This is a genomic window from Pseudomonas sp. 2024-210 (genome assembly GCF_045062345.1).
Taxonomy (GTDB): domain Bacteria; phylum Pseudomonadota; class Gammaproteobacteria; order Pseudomonadales; family Pseudomonadaceae; genus Aquipseudomonas.
The window spans coordinates 289,263-306,592 of the sequence record NZ_JBJGEJ010000003.1; the positions used below are offsets into that span (position 1 = coordinate 289,263).

Consider the following 17,330-nt stretch of genomic DNA (forward strand, 5'->3'; position numbering starts at 1 on the left):
GCCTCAATTCTATGGCTCACGAAGCAGCGCCATGGGTCTTGCCCGTGTTGCTGCTGGCGGTGTGGCAGTTGTCTGTCTCTGCGGGCTGGTTATCGACGCGCATCTTGCCGGCGCCCAGCGCCGTGTTTGCGGCAGGCGTCGAGTTGGTGCGCAGTGGCGAGATCTGGAAGCACCTCGCCATCAGCGGCTGGCGAGCAGGGTTGGGGTTCGTGATCGGTGGCAGCATCGGTCTGGCTTTGGGGTTTATCACCGGCCTGTCGAAATGGGGCGAGCGCCTGCTCGACAGCTCGGTGCAAATGATCCGAAACGTTCCTCATTTGGCGCTGATTCCGCTGGTCATCCTGTGGTTCGGAATTGACGAGTCGGCGAAGATTTTTCTGGTGGCGCTGGGGACCTTGTTTCCCATCTACCTCAATACTTATCACGGCATTCGCAACGTCGACCCGGCACTGGTCGAAATGGCTCGCAGCTACGGCTTGTCCGGTTTCAGCCTGTTCTGGCAAGTGATCCTGCCCGGAGCGCTGCCTTCGATTCTGGTCGGCGTTCGCTTTGCGTTGGGCTTTATGTGGTTAACGCTGATCGTGGCCGAAACTATCTCTGCCAGCTCAGGTATTGGCTATCTGGCAATGAACGCCCGGGAGTTTTTGCAAACCGACGTCGTCGTCCTGGCCATTGTTTTGTATGCGGTGCTCGGCAAGTTGGCCGACAGCGCGGCCCGTGGTCTGGAACGCGTGTGGTTGCGCTGGCACCCGGCGTATCAAGTGGTTAAAGGCGGTGCAGCATGACAGCTCAACAACCTCCACACTTGCGCCAAGGTATCCCGCTGGTGGTGCAAAGCCTGAAGAAATCCTTTGGCGATCGTCAGGTCTTGAAGGGCATCGACCTGCACATCCCAGCGGGCCAATTTGTTGCCATTGTCGGGCGCAGCGGTTGCGGTAAAAGCACCCTGATGCGCCTGCTGGCCGGTCTCGATCAACCCTCAGGCGGTGAGTTGCTGGCCGGCAAGGCGCCGTTGCAAGACGCTCGCGAAGACACGCGGTTGATGTTTCAGGAAGCGCGCTTGCTGCCCTGGAAGAAAGTCATCGACAACGTGGGCCTTGGCCTCAAAGGCGACTGGCGGCCAAAAGCCCTCAAAGCGCTGGAAGAAGTAGGCCTGGCCGAGCGGGCGAATGAGTGGCCGGCGGCGTTATCGGGAGGGCAAAAACAGCGGGTGGCGTTGGCACGTGCCCTGATTCACCAACCCCGATTATTGCTACTGGATGAACCGCTGGGTGCACTTGATGCGCTGACCCGAATTGAAATGCAGCACCTGATCGAACGCCTGTGGCGCCAGCATGGTTTCACCGTATTGCTGGTGACCCACGACGTCAGTGAAGCGGTGGCCATTGCCGACCGCGTCATTTTGATCGAAGACGGCGAAGTGGGGCTGGACCTCACGGTTGAACTGCCGCGCCCCAGAGTGCGGGGCTCACATCGACTGGCCGCACTGGAAACCGAAGTGCTGAACCGAGTACTCGCTTTGCCTGGCTCGCCCCCTGAGCCAGAACCCGTTGCGCCGTTGCCCACGCAATTGCGCTGGGCGCAATAACCTCACTTTTCTATCCCAAGACAGGAATCGACACCATGACCATCAAAGCCATTAACGTTCGTAACCAGTTCAAAGGCCACATCAAGGAAATCGTGCTGGGCGACGTGTTATCAGAAATCGACGTACAAACAGCCTCTGGCATCGTCACCTCGGTGATTACCACCCGCTCGGTCAAAGAGCTGGAACTGGTGGTCGGCAGCGAAGTGATTGCGTTCGTGAAATCCACCGAAGTGTCCATCGCCAAGCTCTAAACCGTGGCTTACCCACCCCCCCCGAAAGGCGTGAGCCCTTCGGGGTTTTTATTGCTCACGGCCCACGTCTAGTTCACGCCCGACTGAAAAGCGCGGCCATTTCGCGTAACAGTGTTTCTGCTTCAAGGACTTTATCCACCACCGCTTCACCCTCATCGCGCGTCACGCCCAACCGTTCGAATATGGCCTCAGGCAAAGGTTCGCGCGAGCCATGCCCCATCCCCCGACTGCGCAGCAGTCCCAGCGCGACGCACACCAGATTAGGGTAGGGCGCATCATCACCGCGATAACCCGGGTCGTGCTGAAAACGCACAGCAATGACCAACTCCTGCGGCATGCCCCAAAACCGCATCAGCCATGCCCCCATCTGCTCGCGGCTGATGCCCAGCAAGTGCTGCTCTATTTCGCTATGACTGGCGTGAGGATTGACCTCAAGGTGACGGCAAATCAGTGAGAAGTGTGGCGGGAAGACATGGGCCAGCAGTAAATAGCCAAAATTGTGCAGTAACCCCGCCAGATAGGTCATACCGATTTCCGGGCGTTGATTGCGAGGCATGGCACGGGTCAGCCCTTCGATGACTGCGGCCGTGTAAATGGACTGCTGCCAGTAAGGCATGCTGGATTGCGGGTGATCCTTGGGTAAGCCCAGGCTCTTGTCCAACGACAGACTCAACGCAAGATTGACTACGACATCGACTCCCAACACACGAGAAATTGCGTCTTCCACCGACCGAATCTTGCTCTTAGGCGCGTAGTACGAAGACGACGCCCAGCTTATAAGTTGCGCCGCCAATGCCGGGTCGGTTTCGACAACGCTTGTTACTTCGTCGATGGAGATGTCTGGATTGGCACGAAACTGGATGAGCTTGCGGATGCTTTCCGCCAAAGGCGGCAACTCAATGGTCGCTTCAAGCCGCTGTTGAATGCGCCGCGTGGTGAAGGCTTTAACCGCTCGGGTGATGGCTTCGCCATCGTCTACCGCCTGTTGAAGGCTGAGGCGGATATCACTCAGGGGCTCACCAAAACGGCCGACCGTGGCTTTACTGAGCAGGCGTTTGAAGTCTTCAACGGTGACTTCCAGGAGCAAACCGGGTTCGCCGCCGCTGATAAACAGCAGCGGTTGATGCAAGAGACGCGCTTCGTACAGGCAGGTTGAACCGGTCACTGCTGGCACGCCCGGCAAGATGCGCAGCTGGTGCTTGGCGAGCAGCTCTGCAAGCCGGTCAGCTGCCACCGCGGTCATGTCTCGCCCAATCAAATCGGCGAGTCGATTGAGGTCGAGCAATTGGCTCTGGGCGAACAGCACCATCAGCTCGCCAACCGAATCGTTGAGCAATACCGCTTGCACCTTGCAGGCCGGGTCGAGCCCAGGCTGATCAATGACTTCACGGTACGCGATGGACAACTCTGCTAACACCCGCTGTAGAGCGGGCGGCGTGCTCAAAAGGGTTGGCACGCCAGCGACGTCAGTTGTGGTTTGCATGGGGTCTTATTAACTCAAAAGGGTAAAGCCATCACTGAATCGGCTGCGGGCTCATTGGCTGAACGTGCATTTAGACTTGCCCGTATTGCTGACCGTGGCGTAGCCATCGGTCGAGCAGGGGGCTGACATGGTTTGGCCAGCGTTCAAGCAAGGCCAGCGCCGCTTCGCGCACGGCCGGCAGCAGGTCGGCATCACGCATCAAATCGGCCACTTTGAACTGCAACAACCCGGTTTGCCGAGTGCCGAGCATCTCTCCTGGGCCGCGCAACTCCAGGTCTTTTTCTGCGATGACAAAACCGTCATTGGTCTCGCGCATGATGCCCAAGCGTTGACGCCCCACCTGCGACAGCGGCGGATGATAAAGCAGCACGCAGTGACTGGCCGCGCTGCCCCGGCCTACGCGCCCGCGTAATTGGTGCAGTTGCGACAAACCCAAGCGCTCAGGGTTTTCAATGATCATCAAGCTTGCGTTGGGAACGTCCACGCCCACCTCAATGACCGTCGTGGCAACCAGCAATTGCAGTTCACCTGCCTTGAAGCGGGCCATGACCTCGGCTTTCTCGGCGGCCTTCATGCGTCCGTGGATCAAGCCCACACGCAGTTCGCCCAGCGCGCTGGTCAGGTCTTCAAAGGTGGTTTCGGCGGCCTGGCAGGTCATCTCTTCGGATTCTTCGATCAGCGTGCACACCCAATAGGCCTGTCGCCCTTCGGCGCAGGCAGCCCGCACCCGCTCAATCACTTCGACGCGCCGTGTGTCGACCACCAGCACGGTATTGACTGGCGTACGGCCGGGCGGCAACTCATCGAGAATCGAGGTGTCCAGATCGGCGTAAGCACTCATGGCCAGCGTGCGAGGAATCGGCGTGGCCGTCATGATCAATTGGTGCGGGCACATCACCCCGCCCACCCCTTTATTGCGCAGGGCCAGACGCTGCTGAACACCGAAGCGGTGCTGCTCATCAATGATGACCAGTGCAAGGTTTTTGAACTGAACCTGATCTTGAAACAGCGCGTGGGTGCCTACCACCATCGGTGCGCCGTTGGCGATTTGTTCCATGGCCGCCGTGCGCGCTTTGCCTTTGAGCTTGCCAGCCAGCCAGGCGACTTCGATGCCCAGCGGTTCCAGCCAGCGTTTAAAGCTGATGAAATGCTGCTCGGCGAGAATTTCAGTGGGGGCCATCAAGGCCACCTGATAACCCGCCTCCAATGCTTGCAAGGCTGCCAGCGCTGCCACCACGGTTTTACCGGCGCCGACGTCGCCTTGTATTAGGCGCAACATGGGTTCGGGCTGGCAGAGATCGTAAGCGATTTCATTGCCCACGCGAATTTGAGCCCCCGTGGGTGCAAAACCTAGATTGGCGAGGAATAGGGCGGGCAGCTTTATTGCCTTGGGCAGTACCGGCGCCTGCTGGGAACGCAGGCTTTCGCGCAGACGTTGCTGAGAGAGCTGATGGGTCAGCAGTTCTTCAAACGCCAAACGGTGTTGCGCCCAGTGATGACCCAGTGCCAACTCTTCCACATCGGCATCTGCCGGGGGCTGATGCAAATAGCGAATGGCTTCGTCGAGCGGGGCCAGTTGGTAGTCTTTAGCCAGTTCGGGCGGGAGCCAATCGGGCAGGCTGCGAGGGCCGAGCATGGCCAGACTTTGCTGGCTGAGCTGACGCAGGCGCTGCTGAGTCAGGCCTTCGGTGGTCGGGTAAATGGGCGTCAGGGTGGTATCGACGGGCGGCGGCTCGTCACCGGTAATCGCGCGGTATTCAGGGTGATAAATTTCCAGACCTGAAGCACCCGGCCGCGCTTCGCCATAACAACGCACCTCAGTGCCCCGTTTCAAACTTTCTTTTTGCGCATTGCTGAAGTGATAGAAGCGCAGGCTCAGGCCGCCCGTACCGTCATTAATGCGCACCAGCAAACTGCGACGCTTGCCCATGACCACATCAGTGCCGATGACACGCCCCTCCACCACCGCATCCTGACCCGGGCGCAAAGCGCCAATCGGCACCACACGCGTGCGATCCTGATAGCGCAGGGGCAAATGAAACAGCACGTCCTGGACGGTTTCGAGACCCACCTTGGCCAGTTTCTCGGCCATAGCCTCGCCCACGCCCTTGAGCGCGGTGACCGACACATTCGACAACTCGGACATCGGCGCCGCTCTTAGGTCGCGGCAGGTGGCTTGGCCACCGAGCACAGACGGATGGAGTCCGCGAGGATTTCAATCGCCTTGGGACGTGGAAAGCTGGCGCGCCAGGCAATCGCCACCGTGCGGAACGGCACCGGCGGAGTCAGCGGACGCACGGCCAGTACGCCAGGGGCGTAGTGGTGACTGTCGACAGCCGACAACGGCAGGATAGAAATACCCAAGCCTGAAGCCACCATATGACGAATGGTTTCCAGCGAGCTGGACTCAACGGTGGTGTGGCTGGCGCCGTCCTTGCCTTTGGTCAGGGTCGGGCAGGCTTCAAGTACCTGATCGCGGAAGCAGTGACCCTCACCCAGCAACAGCAGGCTCTTGTCATTCAACAGGCTGGCGTCGATGGTGTCGCGCTTGGTCCAAGGGTGCTCACTGGGCATCAGCACGTAGAACGGCTCATCGTAAAGCGGCAGGGTCAGTACATCGGCCTCCTGGAACGGCAGGGCGATGATGATCGCGTCCAGTTCACCATTGCGCAGTTTGTCGCGCAGCACGTGGGTGAAGTTTTCTTCGATATACAACGGCATCTGCGGGGCTACCCGGTGCAGTTGCGGAATCAGGTGCGGGAACAGGTACGGGCCAACGGTGTAGATGGCGCCGACCTTGAGCGGTGCGGTCAGCTGGTTTTTACCTGCTTGGGCCAGCTCGCGAATGCCTTGGGCTTGCTCCAGCACTTTTTGCGCCTGGGCGACAATCCCTTCGCCGACTGGCGTGAGGCGCACGGCACTTTTGCTGCGCTCAAAAATCAGCACACCGAGTTCGTCTTCCAGTTTTTTCACGCCCACCGACAGGGTCGGTTGGCTGACATGGCAGCGTTCGGCAGCGTGGCCGAAGTGTTGCTCTTGGGCGAGCGTCACGATGTAACGTAATTCTGTAAGCGTCATAGCGGGCGTCCCTGTGGTTGCGGGCCAAGAATAGCGGCTGCAATCGATAGACGCACGTTATCAGACATTCTCCTTACAGCTAAAGCGGCTAATGGCTGTCAGGCGTTTTTATCTGTCGGGCAGAAGCACAAAGGGCACCCTGAGGTGCCCTTTGTAGTGTTACCGCCGACGTTTATCGATGGAGTAAACGAACGGTGCCACGATTTCGATGGTGCCGTTGGTCAGCATCTCCGGCGGTGGCTTGGGCAATGGCTGCGCCCGACGGATCATTTCCAGAGTAGCCCGGTCCAGATCCGCATTACCAGAACGTCCTACCAGTTCGTAAGACAGCACCTTACCTTCAGCGTCTACCACGAAGCGCAGACGGTTCAGGCCTTCCTTGCCTCGCGACTGCGCGGCAGCGGGGTACTTTTTGTACTTGCCCAAGTGCGCGAGCAACGTACCTTCCCAACTGGCTTTGGCGGCCAATTGTTGAGCCGATGGGCCTGGGGCCGGTGCGGCAGACTTCTCAGTCGGTGCTTTGGTCGGTGTCGCGTCGCTCGGTTTCTCTTCTGAAGGCTTTTCTTTGACCGGCTCGGTTTTTTCCACAGGCTTGGGCGGTTGAGGCTTCTGCTTGGGTTTAACCGGCTTGGGAACAGCAATCTTCGGCTTGGGCGCTTCCGCCAGCTTGGGGATCGGCAACTCTTCCACGGGGGCCGGCGGTTGTGGTGGGGTCACCACTTTCGGCGGCGCAGGCGGCGGCGGTGCTGGCAGCGGTGCCAGATCAACCATCATCGCTTGCGGTGGGAGTTCGACAGTCCGCGGGGTTGACCATTGCAGGGCAAGAATCACTGCCACTGCGTGGATCGCCAACACCGCGGCCAAACTGATTGCGTAACGCGTCATCTTTTGGCGCGCTATGGTCATTTCTTGGCTGCCGTCTCAAGTCCGACCAGACCTACCTTCAAATAACCCGCTGAGCGCAATGCATCCATCACGCTCATCAAGTCACCGTAGTCCACACCTTTGTCGGCCTGGAAGAAGATGGTCGTGTCTTTGTTGTTGTGCGTTCTGGCATCAAGGGTTGGACCCAGCGCTTCAACCGTCACCGGGTCTTCACCCAGATACAGACGCTGGTCAGCCTTCACACTCAGGAACACGGGCTTCTCGGGGCGCGGCGCCGGCTTGGCCGACGACGCAGGCAGATCAACCTTGATGTCAACGGTGGCCAGCGGTGCGGCCACCATAAAGATGATCAGCAGTACCAGCATCACGTCAATAAAAGGGGTGACGTTGATTTCATGATTCTCGGCGAGATCGTCATCGCCTTCTTTTAAATGCAGGCCCATGGTCTATTACCCCACTTTGACCATGTGCGGTTGCGAGCTGCGCTCGGGCGGCAGGTGATCGAGATCACGGCTAACCAACAGCAACACCTCTGCCGACGCATCAGCCACTTGGGCTTTGTAGCCCGTGATGGAGCGCGCGAACACGTTGTAGATCACTACCGCTGGAATCGCTGCAACCAGACCCAATGCGGTGGCCAGCAGGGCCTCGGCAATACCGGGCGCGACGACGGCCAGGTTGGTGGTTTGGGTTTTGGCGATACCGATAAAGCTGTTCATGATGCCCCACACCGTACCGAACAGACCGACGAACGGAGCCGTCGAGCCGATGGTGGCGAGGATGCCCGTGCCGCTGCTCATGTTGCGGCCACACGCGGCCACCAGGCGTTCAAGACGGAAGCTGACGCGCTCTTTGATGCCTTCTTTCTCGCGGCTATTGGCCGACAGGCGCATCTCTTCGAGGGCGTCCTGTACCAGCAAGTGAGCTAGCGTGCCTTCTTTACCGGCCGTCTCGCTGGCTTCTTTGAGGGTGCGGGCTTTTTTCAGTTGAGCGATTTCGATGCGCAGGCGGCGTTTGGCGCCCAGCACTTCGAAGCCTTTGGCAATCCAGATGGTCCAGGTAATGATTGAGGCGATGGCCAGGCCGATCATGACGATTTTGACAATAATGTCGGCGTTCTTGTACATGCCCCAAGGCGACAGATCGTGAGCCATGCCCAGGCTGTTGTCTTCTGCGGCAACGATCTGCGGCGCGTCATCGGCTGGAGCCACAACGCCTTCAGCCAAAGCAGGATCAGTTGCACCCGGCGTTGCAACAGGCGCCGGAGCGACAGATTCGGTTGCCGGCTGAAGGGCTGGAGTGGCAGGCTCGTCTGCAAAGGCCGCAGCGGGTGCCAGCAACAGGCTGAACATCAGCGCAGCTAGCCCGCGCCAAAGGCGTGTCGGGCTTAACAGCGGGGTTGGCGAAGCGTTGGGATGATTGCGTGTCATGCTAGCCGGACCTGAGAAAAGTAAGAAGGTTTTGCCCTACGACGCGTCTTAAGACCCAGGGCAATTGATGCGTTATTATTGCAAGTAATTCTTGTTAACAAAAGCAATAGCCTTTGTTTTTTTCGTAAGTCACTACCTTGGTAGTGCCTATCCACGTAGATTTGTAACAATTTGTTAGGAGTTTTGAGATGTCCAAACCCTCAGTACTCATTGCCGGATGCGGCGATATCGGCAGCCGTTTGGCCACTCAATTGCTGGACACAGGGTGGCAAGTCTATGGCCTCAGGCGCTCTGTTGAGCGGTTGCCAGCAGGTGTCACAGGCATCGCGGGCGATCTGTTCAGCGCACAGTGCCCCGCTCAGTGGCCTAAAGGTCAGATCGACTATGTGGTCTATAGCGCTGCCGCGACCGACCATGATGAGGCGGGTTATCAAGCCGCTTATGTCGACGGGCTGAAGCACACGCTGGCTTGGCTAAAACAAAACGGTCAGCAGCCAAAGCGCCTTTTGTTTGTCTCAAGCAGCGGCGTTTATGGTCAGAAAAATGGCGAATGGGTCGATGAAATGTCTCCTGCTCAAGCGTCCAGTTACTCGGGCCGGATCATGTTAGAGGCCGAGCAAGTAGCGCTGAAGAGTGGCATTCCTGCCAGCACTGTACGTTTGACCGGTATCTATGGCCCTGGCCGCGAGTGGATGCTGGGGCAGGTGCGCAAGGGTTACCGCGTGGCTGTCGATCCGCCGCTGTATGGCAACCGGATCCATGCGGATGATGCGGCCGGCTTACTGGCCTTCTTGCTTGATGCGGATTTGCAAGGCAAAACCCTGGACCACTGCTACATCGGCGTCGACAACGACCCGGCCCCGCTGGCAGAGGTGGTGGGATGGCTACGCGAGCGTCTGGGTGTGACGGCGTGGGCAGAAGAAGCCAGCGTACGCAGGGCGGGTAGCAAGCGTTGCAGCAATGCCCGCGCCAAAGCGTTGGGATGGGAGCCTCGGTACCCGAGCTACCGCGAAGGGTATGGGAGGCTGTTGACTGAGCTGTAAGCTGCAAGCTTGCGGCTTGCGGCTTGCGGCTTGCAGCTCGAGGTCAAGGCTTACAGCTGCTTTTCCAACAACCATTCCCGTTTGCCGGGATACAGCTGGGGCATTTCGTCAGGCTTTGCGGAGTCCAGGGCCTGGAATATTTCCAGTTGGCGACCTTTGCGTACGAAGATGTGGGCCGCCCCCACTTCGTCCTGTTGCAACCAAAGGCTGTCGTACTCGCCACTCATCGAAGCGCAGTCGCCAGCCAAACACAGGGCGTAAGCATTGGCATCGGGCAGTCCTTTCACTTGGCCATCTGCCAAAAAAGTCACTTGATTGCCCTGGCCCTTACCGCTGACCACACGCCACTGACCACCCAGATAAGCAGACTTGAGCGCATGTTCGAAATGCGTGCCCAAAGGCGCATCGCTTGCCAGATTAACGGTCGATCGCATGAATGATTGTCGAGGATCGCCATCGCCGGCCGCTTGGATCAGTTGGTTACCGTTGATGCTCAAGTCGGTAGACCCACTGCCATAAAAGCCGACCTGCCAGACGCCGTCTTTCTCAGGCATCAGCTTGCCTTCAACCCACTCGAATCCATTGGTGTAATTGGCTTTGGCTTTTTGGCTGTCGATATCCCATTCAAGGTTCGGCCCGTTAGCCAGCAAGGCTTCACGCAAGTTGCCGCCTTTAGCTGCTTGATCAATCGCTGCCTGGTTGATCCATACACCACTGATATCGCGAGCGGCGGGGTCGCTGGCACAGCCACCCAGAAAAATGGCAAGCAGTGACATAGCGAGCGCATTGCGCATGGTGGAATCCTTTTAAAGCGGGGGAAAGCGGGGGTTGGCGCAGCAGGAAGGCGCTGCGCCGAGGGGTGTTACTCAATGACCAGAATGGCGTCCATCTCAACCTGCGAACCTTTTGGCAACGCAGCAACGCCAATGGCAGCACGGGCCGGGTAAGGCTGTTCGAAGTACTGGCCCATGATTTCGTTGACCTTGGCGAAGTGGCTCAGGTCGGTCAGGAAGATGTTCAGTTTGACGATGTCTTTGAACGAACCACCTGCAGCCTCTGCCACGGACTTCAGGTTTTCGAACACCTGAATGGTCTGGGCTTCGAAGCCTTCAACCAGTTCCATGGTTTTTGGGTCCAACGGGATCTGACCGGACATGTAGACAGTATTGCCAGCTTTGATCGCCTGAGAGTAAGTACCGATAGCAGCAGGTGCCTTGTCGCTGGTGATAACAGTCTTGGACATGGGTGACTCCTTGTAATGGGATGGCTACGCACGCATACGTGTGATGCGAATAACCCCGGTTAGGGCGCGCAGTTTTTTGATCACGCGGGCCAGGTGCACGCGATCGTGCACGCTGACCACCAGTTGGACCACGCTGATACGACCATCGCGTTCGTCCATGCTGATTTTTTCGATGTTACCGTCCGCCGCATTGACGCTGCTGGCCAGCAACGCAATCAGGCCACGCTGGTGTTCCAGCTCGACGCGCAGCTCGACATTGAATTCGCCGGTGACATCCTTGGCCCACGAAAGCTGGATGCACTTTTCGGGGTTGTGCCGGATTTCACTGATATTGCGGCAGTTGTCCAGGTGCACCACCATGCCCTTGCCCGCAGACAGGTGACCCACAATTGGGTCGCCGGGGATCGGCGTGCAGCATTTCGCGTAGCTGAGCACCAAACCTTCTGTGCCGCGAATTGCCAGGGGCCCTTCAGGGCTTGGCAACTGGTCGCCTTCGCCCAGCAGACGGCGTGCAACGACATAGGCCATGCGGTTGCCCAGGCCAATGTCTTCAAGCAGGTCTTCGACCTGCTCCAGGCGGTATTCCTGAAGCATGGCCTGAATGCGCTCGGCCGGAATTTTGTCCAGCGCGCTGTTAAAGCCGTTGAGTACTTTGTTCAGCAGACGCTCACCCAAATTGACCGACTCGGAGCGGCGCTGCAATTTAAGCGCGTGGCGAATGTGCGTACGTGCCTTGCCGGTCACTACAAAGTTGAGCCAGGCCGGGTTTGGACGGGCGCCCGGGGCGCTGACAATCTCGACCGTGGAGCCACTTTGCAGCGGCTCGGACAGCGGCGCGAGTCGGCGATTGATCCGGCAGGCAATACAGCTGTTACCCACGTCTGTGTGCACCGCGTAGGCAAAGTCGACCGCTGTGGAGCCTTTGGGCAGCTCCATGATTCGACCTTTAGGCGTGAAGACATAAACCTCGTCCGGAAACAGGTCGATCTTCACGCTTTCGATAAATTCGAGCGAGTTGCCAGCGCGTTGCTGCATCTCCAGCACGCCTTTGACCCATTGCCGCGCTCGGGCATGAGTGCCCGTGTGCTGTTCGTCGCCACTGGATTTATACAACCAGTGGGCGGCAATGCCGTTGTTGGCCATTTCTTCCATTTCACGGGTACGGATCTGGATTTCAATCGGTACGCCGTGCATGCCAAACAGCGTGGTATGCAACGACTGGTAGCCGTTAGCTTTGGGGATGGCGATGTAGTCTTTGAAGCGTCCCGGCAATGGTTTGTACAAATTATGTACAGCACCCAGCACGCGATAGCAGGTATCGACCTTGTCGACGATGATCCGGAACGCGTAGACGTCCATGATTTCGTTGAAAGCCCGACGCTTGCCACGCATTTTTTTGTAAATGCCGTAGATGTGCTTCTGACGACCGCTGACTTCGCCCTGAATGCCATCAACGGCCAAACAGTGGCTCAGCGACTCTTCAATTTTGTTGACGATTTCTTTGCGATTACCCCGAGCACGTTTAACGGCTTGATAGATGCGCGCAGAGCGCATCGGGTACATCGCTTTAAAGCCGAGGTCTTCGAATTCGATTCGAATGCTGTGCATGCCCAGCCGATTGGCAATGGGTGCGTAGATTTCCAGGGTTTCCTTGGCAATCCGCCGACGCTTTTCGCCGGACAGCACTTCGAGGGTGCGCATGTTATGCAGGCGATCAGCCAGCTTCACCAAAATAACGCGGATATCCCGCGCCATGGCCATGGCCATTTTCTGGAAGTTTTCAGCTTGGGCTTCGGCCTTGGTTTCGAAGTTCATCTGAGTCAGCTTGCTGACTCCATCGACCAGTTCAGCCACAGTCTCGCCAAACTGCGAAACCAGTGCTTCCTTGGCAATGCCGGTGTCTTCGATCACATCGTGCAACATGGCGGCCATCAGACTTTGATGGTCCATGTGCATGTCGGCCAGGATATTGGCGACTGCCAGCGGATGCGTGACATAAGGTTCGCCGCTACGTCGGCGTTGGCCGTCGTGGGCTTGCTCTGCGTAGAAGTACGCTCGTCGGACCAGATTGACCTGATCCGCACTGAGGTAAGTCGACAAGCGATCGGCGAGGGCGTCTATGCTCGGCAAGAGGGAGCCTCCTGCCAAAACTGTGAACCCTTCGCCGTACTACGTCGACCGGGCATAGGCTTAGTTCGCCTCGTTGGACTCGTCCTCGAACGCTGCGAACAGCGGTTCGTCTTCGACGATTTCAGCGTTGGCGATAAACTCGTAGCTCATCAGGCCTGCAGCGATTTCACGCAGGGCAACGACGGTAGGCTTGTCGTTTTCCCACTCAACCAAAGGCTCTTTACCGCCTGTGGCCAGTTGACGGGCACGCTTGGTAGAGAGCATGACCAGCTCAAAGCGGTTATCCACGTGTTCTAGACAGTCTTCAACGGTTACGCGGGCCATGGTCTTCCTCGTAGCAAATGCAATATGCGCGCTGCCCGGATGGGCGAGCGGACTGAACAGTTTAAAAAATCACCAGCCATTAGGGAAGCGCTGATTTTTCAAGCCACGCTTCAAAACCTCTGTAAGCGCCAATGTAAGGCCCTTGCAGGGGTTTTGGGAAGCGCTGATTAACCCAGCAATTCAGCCAGTAATTTGCCAAAACGCTGCTGCTGACGTTTTTGCTGGAGCCGATTGGCGTGGAAAATGGACTTCAGATCTTCAAGGGCCAGCGCAAAATCGTCATTGATGATCAGGTAGTCGTAGTCGACATAGTGGCTCATTTCACTCACGGCTTCACGCATGCGCCCGTCAATGATTTCGTCGCTGTCCTGCCCGCGGTTATTCAGCCGCTCGCGCAGTGCTTGCTGACTCGGTGGCAGGATGAAGATCGAGCGGGCTTGCGGCATCAATTTGCGAACCTGCTCGGCGCCCTGCCAGTCGATTTCCAGAATGAGGTCGTGGCCTTCATCCAGCGTCTGTTGCAAGTAGCTCTGCGATGTACCGTAAAGGTTGCCGAAGACTTCAGCGCGCTCCAGGAAATCACCGTGTTCGATCATCTTCACGAACGCTTCGCGCGAGACGAAGTGATAGTTTTCGCCGTCTACCTCACCCGGACGCATAGCCCGGGTGGTGTGTGATACCGAAACGCGAATCTGCGGCTCCAGGTCGATCAGGGCTTTGACCAAGCTGGTCTTGCCTGCACCCGAGGGCGCAGAAACGATATAAAGGGTGCCAGTGCTGTGGGTCATGTCAGGGGAAGCCTTACTCAATATTCTGTACTTGTTCGCGCATTTGCTCGATCAACACTTTGAGGTTGACCGCCGCTTGGGTGCTGCGCGGGTCGAATGCTTTTGAGCCCAGTGTATTGGCCTCACGGTTAAGCTCTTGCATCAGGAAATCGAGACGTCGACCTGCAGCACCCGCAGACTTGAGCACGCGGCGCACCTCAAGAATATGGGTGCTCAAACGGTCGAGTTCTTCAGCGACATCGCTTTTTTGCGCAAGTAAAACCATTTCTTGCTCAAGGCGCTGGGGATCAAGCTCGGCTTTCATGTCAGCAAAGCGATCAAGCACCTTTTGACGCTGGGTAGCGAGCATCTGCGGCACTAATTCACGCAGGGTTTCGACATCGCTTTCAATCGCGGTCAAGCGGTCGCTGATCAAGCGCGCCAACTCCGCACCTTCGCGCTCACGGCCGTTTTTCAGCTCTTGCAAACCTTGCTTGAACAGCGCCAGCGCCTGCGCGTTGAGCGCTTGCGGGTCATTGGCATCCGCGACCAGTACACCGGGCCATGCCAGCACTTCGAGCGGATTGAGTGGCGCAGGCTGCTTGATCAGACCAGCGATGGTCTCAGCGGCGGCCACCAATTGCGCGGCACGCTCACGGTCGACCTGCAGCGGCTTGCCTGTAGTTTCCTCAGTGAAACGCAAGGTGCATTCCAGTTTTCCCCGAGAAATACCTTGGCGCAGCGCTTCACGCACGGCACCTTCCAGGTCACGAAACGATTCAGGCAGGCGCAGGTGCGGCTCCAGGTAGCGGCTGTTGACCGAGCGCAACTCCCAGCTCAGGGTGCCCTGAGTGCCGGCGCTTTCGACGCGGGCAAAGGCGGTCATGCTATGCACCATGGACGGTACCTCGCGATTCAATGAATTAAGCCTGACGGCTATTTAGGCGGCGGATTGTAACGCAGTGCGACGGGCTGTCCCAAATGACGTCCGTCGCAAAGGTACATCCATGATGAGTGTGCCCAACCTGGGCAGCTACAAGGTGGCTCTTAGGGGTTCAAGCTAGAGGTGCTCTGCCCCACAGCCAACCCGGCGCGAATCGCAGCCAGTGCCGCCTGATAATAAGCTTTACCGTCGGGCGACTCGGCAAAGGTGACGAATTCTTCCAGCTCAGGGTCAGACAGGTCGCGATACACGTAGAGCAACGTGTTATCCAGTTCGCCGCCAATTTGCTCCATCAAGCGCTGGCGCTGACTATTGAGCATGCCGGGTGCCAAACCACCCCCCAATATGCCCGGAATCATTGCACTCAAGCTGTCTGCTGCAACACCCGCGATGGCCAACGTGATTTCTGCACCCGCTTCGCGGGCCGGCAATGCCCGGGACAAATGATTAATCAGCAACTGACGAGTGGCGCTGGCCTCAATGCGTGGCAAGCCTCGTGCATGTTTGGCCAGTTGATCGGGACGCGTGGCGAGCAGTTCCGCCGCCACAATTTTGCGGCCCAAGGGCGATTGAAAAAAGCTCAGTGCAGGGTTGGGGTTTGGCAGATTGTTGCGCATCTGCTCTTTGGCCCGCTTATCCATAGCGTCAGGGTCAAAGCGCTGGTTGCTGTTATTCATCAAAGCCTGATAGACAGCGGGCGGTAACGTAGTGCGGTAACGCTCCTGGGTGGCGCTGAGCGCATCATTGAAATGCGCGCGTTGCTCTGGCCAACCAGCGACCTGAAACAGATCATCGAAGCTGTCTGCCCATGCGGGTAACGTACACAACATCATTAAAACGAATAACAAACGGCGCATGGGGGACTCCTGTCAGCAAGGCGCTATTGTCCGGGTGTGGCGTAGGACTTGTCGAGAATCCTGTTACCCAAGCAGTTTTAAATGTCGGGCCAACTATTTACACATTGTCAGCTAGACGGAGCTGTCAGATTTTAAGGGCTGTGGATATTATGCGGCGCATGCAAATACCCTCTGATCATCCGCTGTTGCTACGCATTGTCGACGACCTGTACGCGCAGGGATGGTCACAGCAAAACATTTTTCTGCCCGAGGCTTTGACCCTCGAACTGGCGGCTGAGTGCCACAAACGTTCTGCCGAGGGTGAATTGACCCCGGCGGCAGTCGGGCGCGGTCTTACCCAAGAGGTTCGAGAGGGTATACGCGGCGACCATATTCAATGGCTGGAGCCGGGAGAGGCTCTAGCCTGCGACAGTTATTTAGGCTTGATGGAAAGCCTGCGGATCGCCATGAATCGCAGGCTTTTTTTGGGCCTGGAAGACTTCGAAAGTCACTTCGCGCTTTATCCGCCAGGTGCGTTTTACCTTAAACACCTTGATCGTTTCCGCGATGATGACCGGCGCATGGTGTCGGCCGTCGTGTACCTCAATCAAGCGTGGTTGCCCGAGCACGGCGGCCAGTTGCGCATGTACCTTGAAGACAACGTCGATTACGACGTACTGCCGACCGGCGGCAGTCTGGTCGTGTTTATGTCAGGCGAAGTCCCTCACGAAGTCATGCCCGCCACCCGAGACCGCCTGTCATTGACCGGCTGGTTTCGCCGCCGCGCCACTGAGGTGGTGATATGAGCCAAAAACTGTTGGTCAGCCGCTGCCTGCTGGGTCATCGAGTGCGCTACGACGGCGGTGCCAGCGGCCCTTATGCACAGCTGGCCCTGTGGCAAGACCAGGGCCGGGTTATTGCCTTGTGCCCGGAAGTTGCAGGCGGGTTACCCACACCCCGTGCGGCGGCTGAAATTCCCGGTGGTCAAGGCGCTCAAGTGCTCAAAGGCTTTGCGCCAGTGATCACCACGGACGCCGAGGATGTCACCGCCGCCTTTGTGTCGGGTGCACAACAAGCCTTGGCACTGGTAAGGCAGCACGGCATCCGCATCGCGATCCTCAAGGCCAACAGTCCGTCTTGCGGCAATGTTCTGACCTATGACGGCACCTTCAGCGGGGTCAAAGTCAAGGGGCAGGGCGTAACGGCAGCGCTGCTGACGCAAGCCGGCGTGCAGGTGTTCAACGAATTGCAGTTGGCAGAAGCCGCTCAAGCGTTAGCGACGCTTGAGTCGCTGGCGAAGGCTGCTACGAAGATTGAGTTCAGGTAACA

Annotated in this window: 19 protein-coding genes; 6 read left to right on the forward strand and 13 right to left on the reverse strand. The window is 58.0% G+C overall.

What is annotated here, in order from left to right:
• The first annotated feature begins 11 nt into the window (after window positions 1-11).
• From ssuC to ACI7MX_RS06045, 3 genes are read left to right on the forward strand one after another with little or no spacing between them, the layout of a single operon-like run.
• Window positions 12-785, forward strand: coding sequence for an aliphatic sulfonate ABC transporter permease SsuC (gene ssuC, locus ACI7MX_RS06035; protein ID WP_405584622.1), 774 nt, complete (start codon window positions 12-14; stop codon window positions 783-785).
• Window positions 782-1,588, forward strand: a complete 807-nt coding sequence (ssuB, locus tag ACI7MX_RS06040) for an aliphatic sulfonates ABC transporter ATP-binding protein (RefSeq protein WP_314482781.1) — start codon at window positions 782-784, stop codon at window positions 1,586-1,588. Before ssuC ends, ssuB begins: the two co-directional genes overlap by 4 nt.
• Before the next feature lie 35 nt (window positions 1,589-1,623).
• Window positions 1,624-1,839, forward strand: a complete 216-nt coding sequence (locus tag ACI7MX_RS06045) for a molybdopterin-binding protein (RefSeq protein ID WP_003444581.1) — start codon at window positions 1,624-1,626, stop codon at window positions 1,837-1,839.
• Between the two features lie 73 nt (window positions 1,840-1,912).
• Here the strand turns inward: ACI7MX_RS06045 and ACI7MX_RS06050 are convergent, their stop codons facing one another.
• The 6 genes from ACI7MX_RS06050 to exbB all read right to left on the reverse strand — a co-directional run bounded on the left by ACI7MX_RS06050 (window position 1,913) and on the right by exbB (window position 8,715).
• Window positions 1,913-3,322, reverse strand: coding sequence for an HDOD domain-containing protein (locus ACI7MX_RS06050; RefSeq protein WP_405584118.1), 1,410 nt, complete (start codon window positions 3,320-3,322; stop codon window positions 1,913-1,915).
• Between the two features lie 70 nt (window positions 3,323-3,392).
• The gene (gene recG / locus ACI7MX_RS06055; protein ID WP_405584115.1) at window positions 3,393-5,468 is read right to left on the reverse strand and encodes an ATP-dependent DNA helicase RecG; all 2,076 of its coding nucleotides are present in this window, start codon (window positions 5,466-5,468) and stop codon (window positions 3,393-3,395) included.
• Between the two features lie 11 nt (window positions 5,469-5,479).
• A complete protein-coding gene (locus ACI7MX_RS06060; RefSeq protein WP_314482774.1) occupies window positions 5,480-6,400 on the reverse strand; it encodes a LysR substrate-binding domain-containing protein in 921 nt (306 codons plus the stop codon).
• A 159-nt stretch (window positions 6,401-6,559) separates the two neighbouring features.
• Window positions 6,560-7,306 (reverse strand): energy transducer TonB, encoded by a 747-nt coding sequence (locus ACI7MX_RS06065; RefSeq protein ID WP_122786163.1) that lies wholly within the window; start codon window positions 7,304-7,306, stop codon window positions 6,560-6,562.
• Complete coding sequence (exbD, locus tag ACI7MX_RS06070) at window positions 7,303-7,728, reverse strand: TonB system transport protein ExbD (RefSeq protein WP_405584111.1); 426 nt, start codon at window positions 7,726-7,728, stop codon at window positions 7,303-7,305. The genes ACI7MX_RS06065 and exbD overlap by 4 nt, the downstream gene beginning before the upstream one ends.
• Window positions 7,729-7,734: 6 nt before the next feature.
• The gene (gene exbB, locus ACI7MX_RS06075; RefSeq protein ID WP_405584108.1) at window positions 7,735-8,715 is read right to left on the reverse strand and encodes a tonB-system energizer ExbB; all 981 of its coding nucleotides are present in this window, start codon (window positions 8,713-8,715) and stop codon (window positions 7,735-7,737) included.
• 188 nt (window positions 8,716-8,903) lie between these two features.
• Between exbB and ACI7MX_RS06080 the strand changes: the two genes are divergently transcribed.
• Complete coding sequence (locus tag ACI7MX_RS06080; protein WP_405584105.1) at window positions 8,904-9,758, forward strand: SDR family oxidoreductase; 855 nt, start codon at window positions 8,904-8,906, stop codon at window positions 9,756-9,758.
• Between the two features lie 50 nt (window positions 9,759-9,808).
• Here the strand turns inward: ACI7MX_RS06080 and ACI7MX_RS06085 are convergent, their stop codons facing one another.
• From ACI7MX_RS06085 to ACI7MX_RS06115, 7 genes are all read right to left on the reverse strand, one after another.
• Window positions 9,809-10,552 carry a hypothetical protein gene (locus ACI7MX_RS06085; protein WP_314482761.1) on the reverse strand — a complete coding sequence of 248 codons (744 nt, stop codon included), beginning with the start codon at window positions 10,550-10,552 and terminating at the stop codon, window positions 9,809-9,811.
• Between the two features lie 68 nt (window positions 10,553-10,620).
• Window positions 10,621-11,001, reverse strand: a complete 381-nt coding sequence (locus ACI7MX_RS06090; RefSeq protein ID WP_122786158.1) for a RidA family protein — start codon at window positions 10,999-11,001, stop codon at window positions 10,621-10,623.
• A gap of 24 nt (window positions 11,002-11,025) precedes the next feature.
• A complete protein-coding gene (spoT, locus tag ACI7MX_RS06095; RefSeq protein ID WP_153377556.1) occupies window positions 11,026-13,131 on the reverse strand; it encodes a bifunctional GTP diphosphokinase/guanosine-3',5'-bis pyrophosphate 3'-pyrophosphohydrolase in 2,106 nt (701 codons plus the stop codon).
• Window positions 13,132-13,191: 60 nt separating this feature from the next.
• The gene (rpoZ, locus tag ACI7MX_RS06100; RefSeq protein ID WP_003437783.1) at window positions 13,192-13,455 is read right to left on the reverse strand and encodes a DNA-directed RNA polymerase subunit omega; all 264 of its coding nucleotides are present in this window, start codon (window positions 13,453-13,455) and stop codon (window positions 13,192-13,194) included.
• Between the two features lie 167 nt (window positions 13,456-13,622).
• Window positions 13,623-14,243, reverse strand: coding sequence for a guanylate kinase (gene gmk / locus ACI7MX_RS06105; RefSeq protein ID WP_314482753.1), 621 nt, complete (start codon window positions 14,241-14,243; stop codon window positions 13,623-13,625).
• Between the two features lie 13 nt (window positions 14,244-14,256).
• Window positions 14,257-15,120 (reverse strand): YicC/YloC family endoribonuclease, encoded by an 864-nt coding sequence (locus ACI7MX_RS06110; RefSeq protein ID WP_405584099.1) that lies wholly within the window; start codon window positions 15,118-15,120, stop codon window positions 14,257-14,259.
• 149 nt (window positions 15,121-15,269) lie between these two features.
• A complete protein-coding gene (locus tag ACI7MX_RS06115) occupies window positions 15,270-16,022 on the reverse strand; it encodes a hypothetical protein (RefSeq protein WP_314492611.1) in 753 nt (250 codons plus the stop codon).
• Window positions 16,023-16,171: 149 nt separating this feature from the next.
• Here ACI7MX_RS06115 and ACI7MX_RS06120 point away from each other — a divergent pair, with 149 nt between their 5' ends.
• Together ACI7MX_RS06120 and ACI7MX_RS06125 are read left to right on the forward strand one after the other, a co-directional pair.
• On the forward strand, window positions 16,172-16,807 hold the full coding sequence (locus ACI7MX_RS06120) for a 2OG-Fe(II) oxygenase (RefSeq protein WP_405584096.1): 636 nt from the start codon (window positions 16,172-16,174) through the stop codon (window positions 16,805-16,807).
• Complete coding sequence (locus ACI7MX_RS06125) at window positions 16,804-17,328, forward strand: DUF523 domain-containing protein (RefSeq protein WP_314492605.1); 525 nt, start codon at window positions 16,804-16,806, stop codon at window positions 17,326-17,328. The genes ACI7MX_RS06120 and ACI7MX_RS06125 overlap by 4 nt, the downstream gene beginning before the upstream one ends.
• Window positions 17,329-17,330: the final 2 nt, after the last annotated feature.